This window comes from Anaerolineae bacterium (assembly GCA_016931895.1).
GTDB lineage: Bacteria > Chloroflexota > Anaerolineae > 4572-78 > J111 > JAFGNV01.
Genome location: JAFGDY010000299.1, coordinates 1 through 21014, shown reverse-complemented (window position 1 = coordinate 21014; position 21014 = coordinate 1). Strand labels below are relative to the sequence as shown.

Below are 21014 nucleotides of genomic sequence, written 5' to 3'. Positions count from 1 at the left end.
CGGCTCAGAAAAAAGAGGCCCGGCCACCTGGAGCAAGGGTTGTTGATAGGCTTCCAGGAGATAAGCTTGTAGAGTATAAGAACCGGCGTTAAGATTGTATATAGGCAATTTAACACGATCGTAGATTATCTCTCCCCTCTCCCAAACCCGGGTGGGATAAAGCCCATCCGCAGCATGGCTGATCCAGTGGGAAACCAATTGACCCTGTTGATTCAGCAATTGCACCTCCACCAGATAATCTTTACTCGCTGGCTGATGGGCCTGCCAAACCAGAGTGGTTTCCAAGATGGCTTGATCTGGCAAAACATCAACGTTGTAGCCAACAAATTCAAATGAATCAAAAAACATCAGGTTTACAGGTGTATCAACCTGGAGCATGGTAGTAGAATTGATGGAAAGGGGTAAGGGTTTGGGATAGACATTGTAGATATAATGGAGATGAATAAGACTCCAAAAGAGCAGGAACATAGGCAAGAGCGGCCGCAGCCAGTTGAATACCGTTGGCCGAGTCCAGCCTGCCCAACCAACCATCAGTAAAATTCCAACCGCCGCCGCTGCCGGCATAAGAATATGCCGTCCTTGAGCTGTCTCAAAAATGATACCGTTAAGATAATATCTCATTAACATAAAGGGTAAAAAGGACAGGATAAACAGCCCCAAAATCACCAAGCTGATTTGCTGCACTTGGTTGAGGCGCGGCCACACCATGATCCAACCTACTATTACCAAACCTGCTACCATCAAAACAAGCCAAAACACGCCGGGTTCCAGGGGAAATCCCGTCAGGGTTGTAATAAATGGCACCGCCCAAAAAGACTGCCCCAGGTGAATCAGCCACGGCCCCATCAGCAAAGGTTGACGCTCCACCATAGGAGGGTCCTGAAAGGCGGCTAACAGGTCAGCCCCGCTCACGTTATTGACCACGTGAGGCAGAACAGCATTAAGAATACCCCAAAAAAACCCTTCGGTTGTTATCTTATTAAAATTCCAAATCACAAAAATAAACCACCAACTGGATACAAGACAGATAGTTAACGTCAACACCGCCGTCCTTTTAACCAGGGTTTTCCAGGGCCAGCTTTGTCGCCACGCCAAAAAACCAAAGATAGCTATCGTCATCACTGGCACCAGGCCAATAGAAAATTTGGTGGTAATGCCCAGACCCAACACAACACCCAAAAGAATGAACAAACACCAATGGTCGCACCCTTTTATCAGCCGCACCATCAAAAACAAATAAAGCGCCATTAAAAAGGCCAGCATATTATCATCACTGGCAACAGAACTGGTGTAAACAAAGCGAGGGATAAAGGCCAGAGTAGCCGCCGCCAGCAAGACCCATGTTTTTTTGCCAGGAAATAATTCCAGCGCAGTAAAATAAGTAACAATGATAGCGCCCGCACTTAACAAGCTGGAAAACAGTCGACTCAAGTGCCACAACAGGATAGCTTGTTGGTAAGGGTAATTCATTATCTCCGTGGGCAGAAACCAATGTACGTCCTGCACTTCAAAGATCAATGCTTCTTGCGGTATGTCACCATACACGACCCGTTTAAAAACAGTGTCCTCTGAATCAACCCAGGAGAAAAGAAAACCTGCCACACCCTGATAGAAGGGAGGATGATGCCGAGATTTGTAGCCTCCCTGTCCCCGTTCAGTCTCAGTCATCGGCGGACGAAGATGTTCAGCCATAAAACGAATATATTGAAAATGAGCAAACTCATCGTAACCACGCCCCAAGGGCAAGGTGATGTTATAAGTTGAAGTCAATAACAAAAAAACAACAATCAAAATATATAGTTTGCCGTGTTCAAAAAAGTGTGATCTTACCTTACTTAACACGCTATTACCTTTGGCTAACCTACTCTAATAACTGAATGACACTATCCGGCAACAAATCGCCATGCTCACTGTAAACCGGCAACCGCGCCCCGGTAGCTAAATTGTACATGCCGGTCACTAACCGGCGATCCTGTAATTCACTCGCGGCTATCGGCAAGATAAACTTTTCCCGGATAATGTCCCCCGGCTGCCAGCGCGAGGTGGGATAAATGTTGGCCAGCGGTTGGGCGTCAACCTGGGCTATCACCTGATTTTGGGCGTCAAGCGCCTGCACAAAAACGGTGTAATCAATCTCACCCGGTGCGCGAGCTTGCCAGTAAAGCTCTATCTCGGTTGCGTTTTCCGCGGCCATAGGATAAAACGAATATCCCAAAAATTCAAATTGTTCGCCCAGCCTGGCCCTAACCGGCTGTTGGGGCGATCTGGGCGCACTCCCCTTGACGCTTACGTCCAGCGGCCCCACAATCCATTCATCACCTAAGGAAGTATGATCCAAATTCTGCGTCGGCAAGCGCTGGCCGGTTTGGGGGTCAAAAAAACCAAGCCGGACAAAATAGAGTCCAGGCTCCGCGGCAGAGGCTATTGGAAGGTAATGTTGCTCAAAAATAAGGCCCTCATCGCGCCAGCGATACATTTTTCTGGAGATGGGATCAACTTCCTGCTGACCCGCCGGCCGGCCCCGGCTATCCAACACCTGCAAAAACATTTTCTGCGCCAGGCCGGTATACCCCAAAATTTGCCAGGCCAAATTTAAACGGGCGGTGTGACCGGGTGAGACTGTGGCCGGGTCAAAGGCATAATCCACCAGAGCCAGGTTGTTGGCCCACATTACGGCGGCTTTTTTGGCAGGCAGTTTATCCCAGAAAAGTGGGGCTATTTCTTTTGTTTCAAGCCGGTACTGCCGGGCAATGATATTGCCCCGGTCGTCCTCAATGACCGCGGCGGGTATTGAAAGCGGCAGGCTAATTTCCCTGGCCACGGCCGACACATAGGCTACGCCTGAACCGGCGCTATCCCGGCTCAACCAAACAAAGGCCGGCGGAGCGCCGTCGTCCTCCGGATAATCAGGAAGCAGGAGGGATATATTTTTTTGCCGGTCCATGGCGGTTTCCGGCGCAAACACGGTTTCCTGAAAATGGCTGTGCAGCAAATAGCGCATAGAAGCGTGTGTATAAAGGTAAAAGGGAATAAGAACGTCTTCTTCCAAAGCAGTTAATTTTTGGGCCAGGGCCACCACCGACCCGTCAAAAGCCCGGTACACCTCCGGCAATTTGGCCCAACGATAAAAATAGTCATAAAAAGTGGTTGCCCCGTTAAACAACAATACAGTCGCCAGGGCGATAGCGCCAACCTGCCAGCCGGACATTTTTTTTAAGAATCTGCTCCCCAACCAGGTAATGATCTTCAGCCAGCCGATGGCCGCCAACCCGTAATAGGCCGGCAAAACCCCCACCAGGCGCAGAGTATGAAAGCTCGCCTCGGACAAAACCGCCGGCAGCCACATCACCACCAGCAACGAGAGCAAAAACACATTTTCCGGCCAACGCCAATGCCTGATCGCAATCACCAATCCAACCCAAAAACCCGCCGTGCTGATCCAATTAAAAACAGGCCGTCCCAACAAATGATGCCGCCAATTGGGGTCCTGCCCATCAATAAAAACCCGACCCGCCGCCAGCAGGTGTTGAACCAACGCGCCGGCCTGACTTCCCCCCCCGGCCACTTTCAGGGCGACATCCCCGCTCCGCGCCCAAAAAAGCTCCGGGAAGTCCATAAAAAACAGGCCCATCGGGATGACGATCAACCCGGCAATCCCGCCCATAATCACAAGACCCAACCAAACATTTTTGACCCGCGCCCGGTTGCTGCGCCAGGCCAGCGCCGTTTGCGCCAGAACAAACGCCATAAAAACCAACGGCGCCAGGCGACCGGCCAAATAGGTATACTGGCATAAACCCAGCCCAATCCCGGCCAAAAAATAGTATCGAATTTTACCCGTCTGCCAGCCGCGCCAAAAAAAGTAGGCCGTGAACAACAAAACCGGCAGCAAGGTATTGGCCCGGTAGCCCACCCGGTTCATTACCAAGTACCAAAAAGAAACGGCCAGTCCGGCCGCGCCAATCAAGGCCAGCCAACCAGATCCAGGCTTGCCCTTATAAAGACTCAGCCCCCAGCGATACATTAAGGGGATTGACAGAATTCCCAGTAAGGCCGGCACCAAACGCACAGCATAAACTGTTTCACCCAAACCGGAAACCGATAGGGCCAGCAGGTAATAAAACATGGCCTCGCGGCCCTGCCCCTGCACCATAAAAACCGGCCAGGTTTTGGTTTTTAGCAGCCAAACGGCTTCCATACCGTTGAGACCCTCGTCAAACCAAAAGCCGGGAGGGATAGAGGCTAACCGCCACAACCTGAGCCAGGCCGCCAGTAAGATGACCGCCAGAATGAGAAGGCGAGGAAAGGGGAAGGTTGCAAGACGGGCCGACGAGGACACTATTCTTCCATTTTTCCGTTTGGGGGTCACGGCGCTACCACCTCCACCGGCCCAATGGTCACGCGGGTCACGTCCGTCATCTGCCCGCCAACCACCAGCGGCAAATTGACCGCGCTCTCCCCAACAGTGAGGTAATACCCCACATCCAAAAAGTATTCGCCGGGCGGGGCGCCAACATCAACCGGCACGGCATAACCGTCAACCACCACTTCGCCGGGCGACCAGAGCAAGGTGCTGTAATATTCCAGGGGGTAACGATCATAACCGCCGCGCAGCGTTCCAGACTCATCCAGCAGATGATTGAATTGGATGAAGTCGGCCTGGGGCGGCCGGTCAAAGGCCTGCCAGTAGAGGGTCAAGGGAAAGGCTTCGCCCGCTTTCACTTGGGTTTGGGGCAGTTTGTAACCCAGCAGTTTGACCTGGTTGGCAAAGTTGGCTGCCAAAGGCATGGCGATTTTCGGGGGGTCAAATTTTCGTTCCCACCAATTTTCAATCCTCAACATGAGTTCGCTGGTGGCCTGAGCCAGCACCTCGTCCCCTTTTTGCCACGTTATCCGCAAACAATAGTCGCCACTCCGCCAGCGCGGGCCAATGACAAAGTGATAAATGTTGCCCCCATCTTGAGTGACCGGCCACGCCTGGCCCGTTTCAGCCACCAGTTCCAATTTTAGGGCCGCCTCATCAAATGAACTGTCTGATACCACCACCGACACCGTACCCGGATAGCGGTAAGTTGGAAAAGCGTTTGCCTTGACCGGGCCATCGGCCTGCCACAGATCAAAATTTGCCTCTATTGGTGCGTCACGGGAATACACCACCCGCATGCGCCGGGACAGGGCCAGGTGAGTTGGTTCAGCCAGAGAAATATCGGCCAGGGTCAGGGCTGTATCTTCTCCCGCTTCGGCGCTCACCCCAAGCGGGCCGGCCCCGTTTAACATTTCCACTTGCAGCCGATATTCCCCGGCCGGTAAGTTGGGCAGCGGCAAAGCCAGGCGATCAAAAATCGAATCGCCGGGGTCCCAGGCCAGCGTGGGCAAACGACCCTGCCCATTGTAACCCAGCCAATGAGACACCACTTCCCCGGCCGAATTTGTCAGGGTCACTTTCAATAAATAACTCTCGTTGGTATAGGCCAGAGAGCGCCAGGCCAGGTTGACGCCCAACAAACCGCGTTCGGGTTGGGGGTCAACACCATAACTGACCAACTCCACTGAGTCGCCAAATTTGGCCTTGACAGGATCAGGCAGCCAAGCTGCCGCTTGCGGCATGGCCCGCAACGGCAGTGCAGCAGGGCCGGAAGCGGCAAGGAAATAGATGTGCCCACCTGTCCACCCCATAAAACCAATCAATATCATGGTCAGCGCCAGGCGACGCCATTGTTTAGGCAGAGCTGTGTTCAGGCCCCACACCAACAAACCGGCCACAGCCGCAGCCGCCGGAATGAGAATGTGCCTGCCCTGCGCCGCCACGCTCAAACGCCGGGTCAAGCCAAAACGAACCAGGGGCAGGATCACAAAAATGCCGGTATGCAAAATTAACAGCGCCAACCACCGGCGAGCAGCGGGATCGGCCTGCCAGAGCCGCCAGAGGCCAAATCCGGCAACGGCCAATATCAAACCGATTGCCAGATAAATGTAAGCGGAAAAAGGCGAGTCAAAATCGCTGATTCCCCAAAAGGACAAAAAAGTAGTTTGCAGCCATTGCGGAAAAGTACCTACAATAATGTCCTCCGGCAATTCGGGGCGGCCAATCTGGCCGCCACTGGCCAAACCGCTCAGCCGGTTCATGGTTGCGTCGGCGCCCCCGGCCATTAAGGGGCGCAGCAGCCCCGCAAACCAACCATCCTGGGCCACGGTATTCAAAAACCATAAATTCCAGCCAAACCACCAACCGCCGCAGAGTAGGGCGATAATACCAACCAGGCCAATTCGCGGCCAGGCCCAGGCCCAACCCAGATTTTTGTTTTGGGCCAGCAGCAGGCACACCAGCCCAATTTCAAGCGGAACCACTACCAGGGTATATTTCACCGTCATGGAAAAGCCCAGGAAAATTCCCATCCCTACAAAGGGCCACCACCGCTCCGGCCGGTTGACCGTTTTCACCAACATCCAAAAATAAAGCGCCGCCAGCAGGCCCAACAAGTTATCGTCGTTCAGGGTTGACCCCAAAATAATATAACGCGGGATAAAGGCCAGCAGGGCTGCCCCGGCCAGGGCCAGCCAGGGGTTCCGGCCCAGGGGTATTTCACGCAAGGTCAAAAAGACAATGATGACCGTGCCCAAACTCAAAACAACCGAAACCCACCGGCCAATTTGCCATACTAAAAATCGGCCAAAGTAGGGCGGCCGGTAATCTTCGGTGTTAATGGTCCACACGGCTTCGGTCTGATGGTCCATAGCCCGGTAGCGGAAGGAATCCCAAAAGAGTTTGAAATCGGGCGGGCCGTCTGCATCCACCCCGGCCGATACCAGGGCCACTAACAGTTGGTATAACGGGGGAAAGTCGGCTCGCGTAATTTGAGCGCGTTCTGCGTAGGTAAGGGGCAAGCGACCATGCTGCTTGAGGAACGTAACGTATTCCAGGTGATAGCCTTCGTCAAAGGCGCGGCTAAAGTGCATGGTCTGGCTAAGAGTGATGGCCAGGGCCAGGTAAACTATGGCCAGGATGACCAAACCCCCAAAAGGTGACAATTGAAATCTGATCCCCTGGCTTTTTGACTCCCCGATTCGCTGACTCATTACTTTGTTCGCTCACCTATCTCAAATGATTGCAGCCAAATGGCATCATCCGGCGAATCCGGCACCGGCAAACGTTGGCCGGTGTTAAAATCATACATGCCTATCACAATTTCATACGCTCCCGGCTTAAGTTCTTCCAGCGGCACCATGATTTCATCTCTAATGATCTCACCGGCGTCCCACAAGCCGGTAGGATAAACGCCGCCTGCCGGAGGGGCGTCTTTTTGGGCCGCCACCGCGCCGCCGGCATCACGGATATGCACAAAAACCGTGTAGTCGCTTGCCGCTTGAGCGACGGCCTGCCAATAAAGGGTTAAATCAAACGCCGCCGCGTTTTGTTTGACCAGGTCAAAACCAAGCAGCTTGATTTGTTCCCCCAAAACAACATTGACGTTTGTTTGAGGCGTCACCTCATTGAACGTTACCCCCGTCGGCGGACCGCCTACCTTGATGGGACCAATGGTGATTGAAGTTGCCTCGGTTGGTTCGCCGGTTTCAGGATTGAGAATCACTAGCGATTTTGCCTCGCCATCAACCACTCGATACCAGCCCAAACTGAGCGTGTAAACCCCATCGGGCGCATCAACTGCCACTGGCACGGCAAAGGTATCGGTGACAATTTCGCCGGGCGCCCAGAGCAACGGGCTGTAATTCTCTTGGGGCAAACGGTCGGACCCGCCCCAGGCAACCTGGCTATTATCTAACAGACGGTTAAACAAGACAAATTCTTCGCCCAACCAACGTAATCCCTGCCAGTAGAGGGTAAGGGGCAAACCATTGCCCGGCTGAAGTCGGCGGGTGGGCAGGTGGTAGGCTAAAAGTTTGACCTGTCCCTCAAAATTGGCCTCAAGAGGATACATCATTTCTGGCGGCAGTTGAAAATTGCGGCCATTCGGCTTAACCCGCAGCGCCACCGCATCATCGCCTTCAAAGCGGTAATCGCCGGGCGGCCACTCCGGGCCGATGATAAAGTTGGCCCAGATTGAACCTGATGCAGCAGGGGAGCGGGGAACGCCATCCGGTCCGGTCAGCGCAGCGGGAGGAAAGGCAAATTGAGCGGTTTCGCGTTCCCGGAACAGGGGCGAGAGAGAGACAATTTGGCCGTTTCGCCACAAAGTCCATTTTTGCGGGTTAACTACTGGCGATGGCTTGACCAGAGTATACGTTGTCAACACCTGCCAGGGCAGTACTTCGCCTGACTGGCCCAAAATTCGTAGCCGCAGTTCGTAATCTCCGGCAGGCACGTTCAACAAAGGCAGCCAGCCCTCATCCCGGATCACGTCGCCCGCCTCCCAAACGCGGGTAGGATAACGCGCCTGGGTTTGATAAGCCGACCAACCGGAGACAATTTGGCCCTGTTCATTCACCAAAGCCAATTCCGTTTGATAATCTTCCGGCGCCGGTTCCCGGCCGCCCTGCCAGATAAGCGTCACCTTGAGAGAGGAAGGTTGGAGGGGGTAGGGATCAGGGATTGGGGAAGTCTCGTATCCAATGAGTTGCGCGCCGCCGGGCAGCGTTATGGCAGGCGAAAGGGGGGAGGCTGGGCCGGCATAAGGCGTTGTTTGAACCGGCAACAAGGGGGGATAAACCTGCCCCATAAAAATGAGTTGGCTAACGGCTCCAACCAACACCAGGCCCGGCCAGGCTTGAAACGTGAAACGTGAAACATGAAACGTGAAACCCGACACAACTGCGCTTACCCCCCAAACCAATAAAACAGCTACCGCCGGCCCGGCCAGGAACAGGATGTGCCGTCCCTGCACGGCTTCCAGGGCATCCCGCGCCCCAAACAGGCGGATCAACATGAAGGGCAAGGGCAAAACGCAGTGAAACGCCAACAAAAAGGCCAGGCGACGCGGCAGGGCATTGAGGTTAAACCAACGAGATTGAACAGGCGTTGACGCGCGCCACCACCGGACCAATCCCAACCCGGCTACCCCAACTATAACCGTCATCAACAGCACAAACCAGTTGAGGGGATAGGGCCGGGTGATGGGGTTGCTCCAAAAAGTGGTGGGCAGTTCGGTGATGATTTGCCAGGCTGTATAACTTTGTTTCTCAATATAAACAGGGCGAGCCTGACCGCCGCTCATCCAGGCAAAAAGTTCTTCTACAGTCCGGTCGCTGGCGTCGCCGCGGATGAGCGGGGCTAACGTGCCCAACACCGGGCCGTAGGTATCAACCTCATTGAAATTGACCAACAGGTAAGCAAACCACCCACTGACCACAAACAGGTAAGCCAAAGCCGCCTGGCCCAAACGTTTCGCCACCCAACGCCACTGCGGTGAGGTCATCCCGCCTAGCCCTTGATTTCCGCGTTCCCCCGGCTGCGCAGCGCTCCCCTGCCGCCCTACGCCCACCATCAGCGCGACTATCACTATTTCCAACGGCAGAAGAACAGTCAAATACTTTGTGACCAAACCCAAACCGGCCAAAGCGCCCAACGCCCAAAAACCCCAGTGAGAATGACGCCCTTTGACTATACGAATAGCCAGCCATAAAAAAAGCGAGGCGATGAACAAGGTCAGGCTATCGTAGTTAAACAGCATGCCGGTAAACAGAAAACGCGGATTAAAAGCCAATATCAAGACAGAAATGAGGGCCAGGGTTTTTGGATTTTTGATTTTGGATTTTTGATTTTGGATTAAGGTATGAACCCCTGCTACCTTGCTCCCTGCTACCCTATCCCTTATAAAAATCTCTAACGCTATAAAATAAGTAACCAGCAAAGTGCCCAGCGTAAAACCTATCGAGAGAAACCGCCCCAGATGCCAGACCAAAATTTCTTGCTGCCAGGGAAATAACTCATCCTGGGTGTGGAGGATGGCCTCCGGCCCTAATGCCGGCACAAGCCGGCGGCGCAGGCTATCCGCCCGATATTTGAAAGTGGGCGGGCCGGCCGGATCAATCCAGGCCGTCACGCCGGCGGCAGCCAGGTGATAAAGGGGCGGCCAATCAGATTTGTAACCGGCCATTTCACGCTCGGCAGGGTTGGCCGGCAGGCGTCCATGCTCGGCAATGAACCGGGCATACCAATAGTGCGCCCACTCGTCCGCGCCCCGGCCAATGGGCACAACCACGCTATACACTGTGGCCAGAGTCAAATAGAGCAGCAAGATCAGCGTTAATCTTAGAACGTGTTTCTTAAGTGTCATTTCGAGGCCGTTAGGCCGAGAAATCTCCTTATAACAGTGGCCAGAAGGAGATTTCTCGTTGCTAAGCTCCTCGAAATGCCATGCTGGCGTATTTAAGAAACACGTTTTTAGTTTGGCATTGGAATTTCTAAGGTATTTCAACATCCAACAATTTGACCTCATTGGCCGGATTGCCTGACACTGCCAACCGCTGGCCGGTCTGAAAGTCATACATGCCCAGCACAAGCTGATATTGCCCGCCGGGTAATTCGGCAGGGAGGGGGATCACAATTTCATCGGCAATGATCTCGCCGGGGTCCCACAGGCTGGTAGGATAGGCTCCGTTCAATGGCGGCTGATCTTTTTGGGCCACAACTTCATTATTGGCCGCATTACGAAGATGAACAAAGGTAGTGTAATCAACCGGCAGGGGAGCCTCAGAACGCCAATAGAGAATTAAGCGTATTTCGTATTCCGTATTCCGTATCTCTGGCCCTGATTCGAGGTCGTAGCCAAGCAGGGTGAGGTTGGGTGCGTCACCAAAGGGCTGATTGAGAGGATGCTGCGGATTGGCCCTGGCCAGAGTCAGGCCGATGGGCGCATTGCCAAGTTTAATGGGGCCGATGTTGATACTGCTGGCCTCAATAGGCTGTCCATCCTGTACCAACGGCAACGAGACTGCCTGCCCGGCTACCTCTTTATAAAGCCCCACATTGATATAATAAATGCCATCAGGCGCATCGGGCGCTACCGGCACGCCAAAGGGATCGGTGACAATTTCGCCGGGCGCCCAATAGAGCGTGCGGTAACCCTCTTGCGGCAGACGATCCCGCCCGCCGTGCACGCTCTGGTCGGCGGCCAATAGTTTGGTAAAAATGGTGTAATCATCCCCCAGCCAATCCAACCCTTGCCAGTAGAGCGTCAGGGGAATGCCGCCGCCCGGCTTGGCCCGGTTTGTTCCCAAATCGTAGCCCAACAACTTGACCTGGTTGGCAAAATTAGCCTCTATCACGCGCGCCATCGGCGGCGGCGTAAATTGACGTTCCCAACGGTCAATCACATTGATGAGCGGATACTCCGCCTGACCCGCAGTGGTGGAGGTTAGGCGCAGCCGATACGCGCCGATAGGCCAATCAGGCCCAACAATGAACAGAGCGGTCCGGTTGAGTTGGCGAACAGGGGCAAAAGCAAGCGCATCATCAGGGCCAATGATTTGCAGCGCGGCTTCACCGGGCGGATTTGGGGCCAGCGTGACCAGAATGGTTTCTCGATAGCGGAAAGTTCGCGGCCCGGAGAGCGGTTTGCCGTTTTGCCAGATTCGAGATTCGGCGGATGGGGGTTGGGAAAAATCCGGCAGGGTGACGGTGGTCAAAGTTAAAGGGGAAAGGGTTAGCGTTTCCGGTGGCGGCGGAGGGTTGAGCCTGGCGGAAATCAGGTTAAGCCTGACCTCATACGGGCCGGCCTCCAGCCCGGCCAGGGGCAACCACACCGTATCGCGCACCAAATCGTCCACGTCCCAGGCGCGGGTGGGGTAGCGGCCATTGGCCGGATAACCCAACCATTGCACCTGCGCGTCGCCCTGAGAATCGAGCAAAGTAACTTCCGTAAGATAATCAAACGGGCTGACGGCCGTAGCCTGCCATAGCAAATCCAAGCGCATCATTTGGCTGTCTTCGTCAAGTTGGTGGTTGTAGCCAATCAGGGTGACGTAATCATTCATTGGCTGATTGAGTTGAGAGGATACTTGCGCCTTTGCTTCCGGCCCAGTCCAAACCGGCAACAGCGGCAGGTAAGCCCAGGTCATATACCAGAGTTGCACCCCGCTCCAAATGAACAAAAAAAGCCCAGGTCCAAAAACAATGAGGCGTACGTCTGCCTTGATACGTGATACGTGACACGTGATACGTGATACCCCTGCACGTAAACCCCACCCCAACAACGTTGCAAACGCCGGCGCGGCCATAAACAACACATGCCGGCCTTGAGCCGTATCGGCCAAGCTAAAAGTAACCACATAACGCAAAAAGGGCAATACCACGGGCGCGATCAGGTGTAACAGCAACAAAGATAAAGTTAAACGCTCGCTCCGGCGGTCTGCTATCACCGGCTTGTCTTGAGCTTGAGGAACAGTTCGTTGGTCGTTTCGTCGCCAAATGCCAACCAGCCCATAGGTCGCCAGCGTGCACAAAAACAAAGCAACTACCAAACCCAACCAACCCAACGGCTGGTGTTCCTCAATGCCAACCACCCAAAACGTGCGAAAAAAGATGGCCAGCCACGCCCAGGGCGGGCCGGTGTCGAGATTCTCAATGGCCCCGGTAAACCCTGCCTCGCCGCCGGTCAAAAGGCTTAGTAAACGGTTGGTGGTGGCGTCGCTGGCGTCGGCCGCAATCAGGGGCCGGAGCAAGCCTATCCACCAGCCGTCTTCAGCCACGGTGTTAAATTGATACACCACAAAACCAAACCATAGGCTGACCACCAGGCCGGTTGCAGCCAGTGTGATCAGGCTATTGCGTAACCAATTTTGCCATGAGCAGGGAAGGCACTGGGTATTGCTTATTGCGTATTTTTGGATGAGCCAAAAAGCAATAACGGCCTCAAGCGGCAAAATAATCGCGCTGAGTTTGGCCAGAATTGCCAGCCCGGCAGAAACGCCAATTACCACCAGATAAAGCAAACCTCCTGTCCCCTGGTCTCTACCTCTTTGCACCCGCAACACCCCCCATAAAAACAGCGCCGCCCAAAAAGCCATCGTGGTTTCGTAATTAAGCATTGAGCCGGTCAGGGCAAAACGGGGTATAAAGGCAACAATGGCGGCTGCGCCCAGGGCAAAAAATGCCTCTTCTCCTATAGCCGGAAGCCTGGCAAACACCTCACGCGCAATAAAAAACGTGAGCGCAACGGTAGCCGCGCCAAACAAAATAGCCACCCACCGTCCAATGTGCCAGCGCAGTATTTCGGCGCGATAAGGCCACCGTTCATCCTCGGTGTTGTAGAGGCCCCAGGCATGGCGGGTGCGCTCGATCAACTGGCGGCGGGGATGGTCAATGACCCGTTTGAGAAAGGGTGGGCCGGCAGGGTCAATCAGAGAGGCCGGCAGGGCGGCCAACACGTGGTACAGCGGCGGCTGGTCCGATTTATAGCTGGCCTGTTCCCGTTCCTCGTAAGTATGGGGCAGCCGGCCATGCTCGGCGATAAAACGAAGGTATTCGTAGTGGGCCAGTTCATCCGGGCCGGTGGTCAGCGGGGCCAGGTAAGCGTGGGCCAGGGCAACCAGCAGATAAAGCAGGAGCAGCAAAACCAACCCTGCGGCTGTTTCCCTGTTAATGCATTTAGTTTGCGCGGGTTGGGTGTGCCCCATCATTGACGTCACATAATAAAGGCCGGCTTCAGCCGACCTTGCCCGGGTGATGTTAGGTTATCGTATTATATCACTATGAGGATAGAACACAAAGCGGGATTATTATCCTTACCGCCCGGTCAGTTTTCTCGTTCCCAAACTTAGTAGAGCCAAATATGAGTTACATAATGAAGTTTATCATAAAATGGGTTAAACCCACAATAATGCAATGGTTACCAGCGGTGGCGCCAACGCTATTACCAGCCAAAAAACGGGGCCAATTGTGGCTTGATCCTGGTCGCTTTCTGGCCGTCATCCAGGCCAATATTGTGGCCTGGAAACCCTAATCTCGCAACTCCAATGCGACCCGCAAGGCGTAGCCCAATACGGCCAGTTTATCTGGAGGCAACATCCCAATATAATTTGTGAGTGCCGACTTAGGTAAGCTCACCAGTCCATCACAATGAATACCACTCTCGTGTTTTAGCCCTTCATCCACACCTATTGCTACCTGAGAGGCCAAACCATCGTGAGTAGTATAAACCGGCGCACAAATCACCGTTGAAAAGCGGGAAGCAATCAAAGCTTGACGACTCACAATCACAAATACCCTGAATTTCTTCGGATCATTACTTGGATGTGCGACCCGGTAGAGTTCACCACGTTTCATAATTGAACCTGGTAAGCTAACACATCCTGAGCTTCCGCGTTCAAGCGATCTGCGTTGCGGTTGATAATCTCAATATCGCGTGCATTTTCTTGATCACGAATAATCTGTTTGATGAACGCCCAAATTGCCGCTTCAATAAAGTCCGAACGGTTTTTGTAGGGTCGTCCGTACTCATCAATGGCTTCAATTAATTCGTCTGATAGAGTTACAGATGTCTTTACTTTCATACCGCCATTATACCCCACGTAGGGTATATCATCAAATAGTAAACGATAGCCCCCGATATGCAAAATTAGGGAGTTACAAATTACGGAGCCTCTCCCGCCGATGGAGAATTTGCCCAAAAAGCAATCCTGAGTCAAAATCAGCCCTATGAATGGGAACATATACCCTTTAACCTTTACCCCTGTTTTTAGAGATTATATTTGGGGCGGTCGGACCCTTGAAACACAGTTCGGTCGCAACCTGCCGCCGGGTATTGTGGCTGAAAGTTGGGAAATCTCCGGCCATGCTTCGTCGTCTACTCCGGTTGACTATGGCCCGTTGGCCGGTGAAACCTTGCTGGATATAACCAAGTTGTTAGGGTTGAATTTGGTGGGCCGTCGCTCCCAGGCCATGTTGGCGCGAGGGAAGTTCCCCTTGTTGGTCAAATTGTTGGATGCCCACAAACCCCTCTCGGTGCAGGTTCACCCGGACGACGATTATGCCCAGGCCCATGAAAATGGCGAGTTGGGCAAAACCGAAATGTGGTACGTATTGCACGCTGAAGAAGGGGCGTACCTCATCTATGGCCTCAAAGCCGGGGTCACTCCGGGATCATTTCGGGCGGCGCTCGAGGCGGAAAATTTGGAATCTTGCCTGCACCAAGTGCCGGTGAAAGCGGATGATATTATTTTTGTGCCGGTGGGATCCGTCCATGCTTTGATGGAAGGATTGGTGGTGGCCGAGATTCAGCAAAACTCCGATACCACCTATCGCGTTTATGATTGGGGGCGAGTAGGGGTTGATGGTAAACCCCGCCCATTGCATATTGATAAAGCGCTGGACGTGATTAATTTTGAGTTGGTAGAACCGGGTCCGATCACGCCCCAATTGCTGGCCGAAGATGATGATGGGTGCCATGAGTTATTGGTGACCTGCCCCAATTTCCGCACCGAAAAGTTCACGTTTAAGCAACCTGGAATCTTTGCGGGACGGTGCGACGGCAGCACCTTTGAAATCTGGGGCATTATTTCCGGGGCCGGCCGGGTGGTTTGGGCCGGCCAGCCGCTTGAGTTGCCGGCCATTCGTTTTGTCCTGCTCCCGGCTGCCCTGGGCGATTTCAAAATTGAAGTCACCGAACCTGCTGTATTGCTGCGGGTTTTTGTGCCGGAATAGAAAATAAGTAGTTTGCCAGTTATGGTCAAACTCATGAGTAAACAAGAATTACCCTTGAATCAAATACTCCAGGGAGACTGTGTTGAAGTTCTTAACGCTTTACCTGAAAAATCGGTTGACCTGATCTTTGCCGACCCGCCTTACAATCTGCAACTTCAGCAAGAGTTGTGGCGTCCCAATATGACCAAAGTAGACGCCGTGAACGATGATTGGGATCAATTCAGCAGTTTTCAGGCTTACGATGCGTTTAGCCGCAAGTGGTTAACAGCCTGTCGCCGGGTTTTGCAAGACAACGGCGCCATTTGGGTGATCGGCTCTTACCACAACATTTATCGCGTGGGGGCCATTATGCAAGACCTGGGTTATTGGTTTCTCAACGATATTGTTTGGATCAAAACAAACCCTATGCCTAATTTCCGCGGCGTGCGTTTTACCAACGCCCATGAAACTTTGCTCTGGGCCAGCAAAGCCAAAGGGGCCAAATACACTTTTAATCACCACGCCATGAAAACGCTTAATGACGACAAACAAATGCGCAGCGACTGGCTTATCCCCATCTGCTCCGGCGCAGAGCGAATCAAACTCAACGATAAAAAAGCCCATTCCACGCAAAAGCCGGAGGCGTTGTTGTACCGGGTTATTCTTTCAGCCAGCAAACCCGGCGATATTGTACTGGACCCGTTTTTTGGCAGCGGCACCACCGGGGCTGTGGCTAAACGGTTACACCGGCGCTGGATTGGCATTGAAAGAGAAGAACTGTATCTTAAAATTGCGCAAGCCAGAATAGATAAAGTGACCCCAGCATTGTCTCTGGATGATGTTTTTGATGTGGGTGACAAAAAACGCCAGGTCCCTCATATTCCATTTGGTAGTTTACTGGAACACAATTTACTGACCCCCGGCCAGCTTCTATTTTTCCAAAATAACCGTGCCCAAACGGCGCAAATTAAACCGGACGGTAATCTACTGCTGAATGGTTTTGAAGGGTCAATTCATCAAGCCGGAAAACACCTCATGCAGGGTAGCCCGTGTAACGGCTGGCAACATTGGTATTTTGAAGGCGAAGATGGGCAATTGCATCCCATTGATGAACTGCGCGAGGTCATTCGAAAAAATCTTGAGGCTGAAGAGAAGGGTGCTGAACCTCTGCAATTTAGCTCTATCACCTTTTGACGCCCTGACCGCCGAAGGGTGAACGACCAACGACCAATCGTCGTTGGTCGTTGGTCATTGGTCGTCCTTCGGCGGTGCTTGTTACAGAGCCATTAAGCCTGAGTGGTGAGGAGCAACCTTTTGCATTCTATTTACCGAGCGAGAGAGGAAAATTATCTTTATGACCAATGAACTTATTACCAAAAGTAAAGCAACCAAAAAAGCGGCGCGGGTTTTGGCTACGCTCAACACTGCCGCTAAAAATAAGGCGCTCCAGGTGATTGCCGAAACTATTATGGAGCGAGAGCCGATTATTCTGGGAGCTAACGACCAGGATATTGAGGCCGGGCGGGCAAATGGATTGAGCGAGGCTCTGCTTGACCGCCTTTTATTGACCCCCACCCGGCTGGAGGGCATGGCCAATGATGTCAAATCTATTGTCAACTTGCCCGACCCGGTGGGGGAGGAGTTCGAGAGCCGCCGCCTGCCCAACGGCTTGCAGGTCAGCAAACGGCGCATTCCCATTGGCGTGATCGGCGTTATCTACGAGAGCCGGCCCAATGTGACCATAGATATTTCGGCGTTGTGCCTGAAAAGCGGCAATGCTGCCATTTTGCGCGGCGGCAAGGAGTCCAGGCATTCTAATCAGGCGTTGGCCGATGCCGTTTGCGCCGGTTGCGAGGCGGCCGGGCTGCCCCCAGCCAGCGTGCAGTTGCTTGAATCAACCGACCGCTCCCTGGTCAAAGAAATGTTGCGGGCCAATGGCCTGATTGATATGATTATCCCCCGGGGCGGGGCGGCCTTGCATCAATTTGCCATTGAAAACGCCACGGTGCCGGTGATTACCGGCGGCATGGGGATCTGCCACCTTTATGTAGATGCCGCCGCGGATTTGACCAAAGTAGCGCCGATTGCCGTGAATGCTAAAGTGCAGCGGCCCTCGGTATGCAATGCGCTGGACACGCTGCTGGTGCACCAGGCGGTGGCGGCGCAAATTCTGCCCCGCGTGGCCGACGCCTGGGCCGAATATGAGGTGGAGATGCGCTGCGACCCGCGCGCTTTATCAATTTTGGGCGACCGCCTGGTCGCAAAACCGGCTGGCCCTGATGATTTTGATACCGAGTTCTTATCGTTGGTGGTGGCGGTTAAAGTGGTGGAAGACCTGGATGAAGCCATTGACCACATTTACGAGCACAGCACCAGCCACACCGACGCCATCATCACCGAAAATTATGCCGCCGCCATGCGTTTTGTGAACGAGGTCAATTCCGCCGCGGTGATGGTCAATACCAGCACCCGTTTTAACGACGGCGGCCAATTTGGCCTGGGGGCGGAAGTGGCCATTAGCACCCAACCCCTGCACGCTCGCGGGCCAATGGCCCTAAAAGAGTTGACCACTTACAAGTGGGTGGTGCTGGGCAACGGCCAAATCCGCCCCTGATAATTACACCGGCTCGTGGGCTTTGCGGCCGTACACTTTTTCGTAGGCCTGGCAGGCCGGGCAAAAGTCCTGCTCAATGTTTTTGACAAACCAAAAAGCCAGCCCTTTTTGTTTTTTTCGGGCGTGGCGGCAAACCGGACATTGCTTGCAGCGTTTGGCCATGGCCCGGTCTTTAGCGGTGATTGTTTGTTGTTCCATTTGCATAGCTCCTGATATTTAGATAGCCATCGCTTCAGGGCGGTGGTTTTTTCTTGGTTAGACTTCTGGGGCAATACCTTCATTTGGCGTTGATAACCGGCTCTCTGTGACCGCCAGGCCCCACCGCCATTTGGCGGCCAAATCCGATAGATTGGGCCGTTCAAATATCCGGCCCCATATTTTCGTTTGGCCCAACGCCTGCAAAAACAAGCGGGGCGGCAGGGAGGCAATTAAGGCCAGATACTCCCAGGCAGATGCGGCCTCGTCCAGAAAATGGAACACCCGCTCAATGGGGTTGTTTTTAAATAGGGCTGTGAAAATGGGCTTAATTTGCTCGCCATGACCCTGCATCACATGCAGCATCAGCGAGTCGCATAAACCATACCAGGCAGGGTCGGGCGGAATGGCCAAAGGATGCCCCGCCTGGCCCAATGATTTGACGATATTGGCCGAATCCTGCTGAATCCGCCAGAACGCATATCCTGTAGAGGGTTTGACCCTGCCACCCGGCGTGCCGATGGTCATGATCCGTGGCCCCATCTGGCGGGGGAAAGGCTGGTCGGTGACCGGGATGAGACCGCCTTCCTGTTGCAAAATGCGATACTGTTTGATGCCCAGGCTGGTTCCGATATAGTCACGCAAGGCGTGCTCACATTCACTTTGGCTAACGGTTTTCCTTGAAAAAAGGGTATACTCCACCAGCGCCCGGCGCTCAGAAAAGGGGAGCACGTAGAAAAATCGTGGGGCGTCCTGTTGGGGGGTACGAAAATCGAGTAGGGTGGCCACCTGTGGTTCAAAAACCGGCTCCGGGCTAACAATCTCCCACCCTTTAAAGTGCAACTTCAAGTAGTGATAGCGGGTCGAGTCAAAGGTGAGGTCCGACCACTTAAAGCGGCTGTCGAAAACCCACTGCCCCCGGTAAATTTGTCCATCAACCCATACCTTAGCTTCTTCGTCGCCCCCCTCAATTCGCTGGATGGTTCCCGGCAAAAATTCTATCTTGGGATAGGCCGACAACTCCTGCCGGACAAAACGGTAAAAATCGCTGCCCCGGATCATCTGGTAGCGATAATGGCCCAAGTTTATGGTCTTGGCCAAGTTATCACCCACAAAGCGGAGTTGATCCCACGAACGATAAACGATGTCATCGAACAGAGTGGCTTGATTCGTCCAAAAGCTCAGGGTGAGGTCGTTCTGGCATCCGTTGTTTTTGTCCACAATCAAAATTGAGCTGTCCCGGAGCGGGCTGTGGCTCAAGTGGTAAGCCAGGCTCAAGCCCGCCACCCCGCCGCCGGCAATAATAAAGTCGTATAGTTTCATCATAATTGCTATTACGACAATCAGGTATTTAAAGTTTCAGCAAAAACTTATCTTCTCAAAAATTTGGGGAAGAACGTAGGGTGGGGGGTAAAGGTTCATTGCGGCGACAAAGCCCAGGATGAGGGCAACGACATTTATGACGCGCATCACAATAGAAAATTTCACCAGCCTGGCCTTACGTGCAGGGCTAAATTTCACGACGCCGATCCGAAGGATGACTACGTACTTTCTGATCAGCAGGATAACCAGAAAACCTCCCCCCAGAAGGGGAGAAATACTACTGAACTCCAAAAATCTCCCAGGCTGGGACTGAGATAAGAGCCAATGGCAAACATCAAGAAAAAACATCCCACAACCCATCGTTGTATGCGATCCTAAACACCTTTCGATTAGCCATAGCGGCGTATGCCCGCCAACACCCGGCGGAAGGATACCGTCGCTTGAGTTACATGATGCTTGACGAGGAGGTGGTGGCGGTCAGTCTCAGCAGTGTCTATCGGGTGCTACAGCAAGCCGGCTTGTTGCAGCGTTGGGACAGAACTGCGTCTCGTAAAGGGCAGGGTTTTGACCAACCCAGTCAACCCCACCAGTATTGGCACATCTACATTGCCTACCTGAACCTGGGCGGTACGTTTTACTACCTGTGTTCGGTGCTGGATGGCTACAGCCGCTACCTGGTTCATTGGGAGATCCGAAAGCAGATGACCGAAACCGATGTAGAGATCATCTTGCAGCGTGTTCGGGAGAAGTTTCCTGCCGGTCGGCCCCGTATCATTTCTGACAACGGCCCCCAGTTTATCGCCCGTGATTTCAAGCTGTTCATCCGAGACTGCGGCATGACCCAACTATAATGACGTTCGGCTTCACCGTGCCGTTGGCTATGGCCCCCAAAGATAGATTATCTGGTCGGGATCAACATATCCTGGCCGAACGCAAACGCAAGTTGGCTCAGGCCCGTCAGCAACGGCAGCAACAGCATCAAATGGGGCCAACTATCAAAACCAATTCATCGGTTCAACTTGTTATTCCCGAACCTCAAAATTTCATTTCCCGCTGAACCAGTATAAACCTCAAACTTCTAAATTCTATGCACTGAATCTCAAATTTTTTCCTCGTACATTGACAATTGGTTCAAACAAACTATAATAATAGTCATAATTATGCAATTAATCAAACCGGCCGAGAGGTTTATGTGATAGCCATTGGGATAAAACGAGACGGCTCTTTCAGAATATCCGTGAGAGCCCCCAGATATAGTAGGGGCGTCACGGAACAATTAGGTAAAAAGGGCATAGCCTTCAAGAT

The 21014-nt window shown here is 53.2% G+C and carries 14 protein-coding genes; 5 read left to right on the top strand and 9 right to left on the bottom strand.

All coding sequences use genetic code 11. The features are described from left to right. The 7 genes from JW953_23030 to JW953_23000 form a co-directional block, all read right to left on the bottom strand. On the bottom strand, positions 1 to 1842 hold a 1842-nt coding region (locus JW953_23030; GenBank protein ID MBN1995581.1), incomplete at its 3' end, for a glycosyltransferase family 39 protein. Positions 1843 to 1861: 19 nt separating this feature from the next. Further along, the gene (locus tag JW953_23025) at positions 1862 to 4369 is read right to left on the bottom strand and encodes a glycosyltransferase family 39 protein (GenBank protein ID MBN1995580.1); all 2508 of its coding nucleotides are present in this window, start codon (positions 4367 to 4369) and stop codon (positions 1862 to 1864) included. Beyond that, positions 4366 to 7077 (bottom strand): glycosyltransferase family 39 protein, encoded by a 2712-nt coding sequence (locus tag JW953_23020; GenBank protein MBN1995579.1) that lies wholly within the window; start codon positions 7075 to 7077, stop codon positions 4366 to 4368. Before JW953_23020 ends, JW953_23025 begins: the two co-directional genes overlap by 4 nt. After that, the gene (locus JW953_23015) at positions 7077 to 10232 is read right to left on the bottom strand and encodes a glycosyltransferase family 39 protein (protein ID MBN1995578.1); all 3156 of its coding nucleotides are present in this window, start codon (positions 10230 to 10232) and stop codon (positions 7077 to 7079) included. The genes JW953_23020 and JW953_23015 overlap by 1 nt, the downstream gene beginning before the upstream one ends. Before the next feature lie 127 nt (positions 10233 to 10359). Next, entirely contained in the window at positions 10360 to 13575 is a 3216-nt protein-coding gene (locus JW953_23010) for a glycosyltransferase family 39 protein (GenBank protein ID MBN1995577.1), read from the bottom strand. A gap of 319 nt (positions 13576 to 13894) precedes the next feature. After that, positions 13895 to 14221: a type II toxin-antitoxin system PemK/MazF family toxin gene (locus tag JW953_23005; protein ID MBN1995576.1), complete on the bottom strand. Its 327-nt coding sequence runs from the start codon at positions 14219 to 14221 to the stop codon at positions 13895 to 13897. Further along, positions 14218 to 14565 (bottom strand): hypothetical protein, encoded by a 348-nt coding sequence (locus JW953_23000; protein ID MBN1995575.1) that lies wholly within the window; start codon positions 14563 to 14565, stop codon positions 14218 to 14220. The genes JW953_23005 and JW953_23000 overlap by 4 nt, the downstream gene beginning before the upstream one ends. Before the next feature lie 28 nt (positions 14566 to 14593). Here JW953_23000 and JW953_22995 point away from each other — a divergent pair, with 28 nt between their 5' ends. From JW953_22995 to JW953_22985, 3 genes are all read left to right on the top strand, one after another. Next, positions 14594 to 15598 (top strand): class I mannose-6-phosphate isomerase, encoded by a 1005-nt coding sequence (locus JW953_22995; GenBank protein ID MBN1995574.1) that lies wholly within the window; start codon positions 14594 to 14596, stop codon positions 15596 to 15598. A 21-nt stretch (positions 15599 to 15619) separates the two neighbouring features. Continuing rightward, positions 15620 to 16771 (top strand): site-specific DNA-methyltransferase, encoded by a 1152-nt coding sequence (locus JW953_22990; protein ID MBN1995573.1) that lies wholly within the window; start codon positions 15620 to 15622, stop codon positions 16769 to 16771. A gap of 160 nt (positions 16772 to 16931) precedes the next feature. Beyond that, positions 16932 to 18191 (top strand): glutamate-5-semialdehyde dehydrogenase, encoded by a 1260-nt coding sequence (locus tag JW953_22985; protein MBN1995572.1) that lies wholly within the window; start codon positions 16932 to 16934, stop codon positions 18189 to 18191. Between the two features lie 3 nt (positions 18192 to 18194). Here the strand turns inward: JW953_22985 and JW953_22980 are convergent, their stop codons facing one another. Both JW953_22980 and JW953_22975 read right to left on the bottom strand, forming a co-directional pair. Continuing rightward, a complete protein-coding gene (locus JW953_22980; GenBank protein MBN1995571.1) occupies positions 18195 to 18389 on the bottom strand; it encodes a hypothetical protein in 195 nt (64 codons plus the stop codon). 57 nt (positions 18390 to 18446) lie between these two features. Continuing rightward, the gene (locus tag JW953_22975; protein ID MBN1995570.1) at positions 18447 to 19709 is read right to left on the bottom strand and encodes a Lycopene cyclase; all 1263 of its coding nucleotides are present in this window, start codon (positions 19707 to 19709) and stop codon (positions 18447 to 18449) included. Positions 19710 to 20149: 440 nt separating this feature from the next. Here JW953_22975 and JW953_22970 point away from each other — a divergent pair, with 440 nt between their 5' ends. Both JW953_22970 and JW953_22965 read left to right on the top strand, forming a co-directional pair. Next, positions 20150 to 20560, top strand: a complete 411-nt coding sequence (locus JW953_22970; GenBank protein ID MBN1995569.1) for a transposase — start codon at positions 20150 to 20152, stop codon at positions 20558 to 20560. Further along, the gene (locus tag JW953_22965) at positions 20560 to 20766 is read left to right on the top strand and encodes a hypothetical protein (protein ID MBN1995568.1); all 207 of its coding nucleotides are present in this window, start codon (positions 20560 to 20562) and stop codon (positions 20764 to 20766) included. Before JW953_22970 ends, JW953_22965 begins: the two co-directional genes overlap by 1 nt. Positions 20767 to 21014: the final 248 nt, after the last annotated feature.

Bases quoted from the DNA above. Each gene is read 5' to 3' on its own strand.
- JW953_22985 (MBN1995572.1), top strand. From the start codon at position 16,932: ATGACCAATGAACTTATTACCAAAAGTAAAGCAACCAAAAAAGCGGCG.
- JW953_23010 (MBN1995577.1), bottom strand. From the start codon at position 13,575: ATGATGGGGCACACCCAACCCGCGCAAACTAAATGCATTAACAGGGAA.
- JW953_23020 (MBN1995579.1), bottom strand. From the start codon at position 7,077: ATGAGTCAGCGAATCGGGGAGTCAAAAAGCCAGGGGATCAGATTTCAA.
- JW953_22995 (MBN1995574.1), top strand. From the start codon at position 14,594: ATGAATGGGAACATATACCCTTTAACCTTTACCCCTGTTTTTAGAGAT.
- JW953_22965 (MBN1995568.1), top strand. From the start codon at position 20,560: ATGACGTTCGGCTTCACCGTGCCGTTGGCTATGGCCCCCAAAGATAGA.
- JW953_22990 (MBN1995573.1), top strand. From the start codon at position 15,620: ATGGTCAAACTCATGAGTAAACAAGAATTACCCTTGAATCAAATACTC.
- JW953_23005 (MBN1995576.1), bottom strand. From the start codon at position 14,221: ATGAAACGTGGTGAACTCTACCGGGTCGCACATCCAAGTAATGATCCG.
- JW953_22980 (MBN1995571.1), bottom strand. From the start codon at position 18,389: ATGGAACAACAAACAATCACCGCTAAAGACCGGGCCATGGCCAAACGC.
- JW953_23015 (MBN1995578.1), bottom strand. From the start codon at position 10,232: ATGACACTTAAGAAACACGTTCTAAGATTAACGCTGATCTTGCTGCTC.
- JW953_22975 (MBN1995570.1), bottom strand. From the start codon at position 19,709: ATGAAACTATACGACTTTATTATTGCCGGCGGCGGGGTGGCGGGCTTG.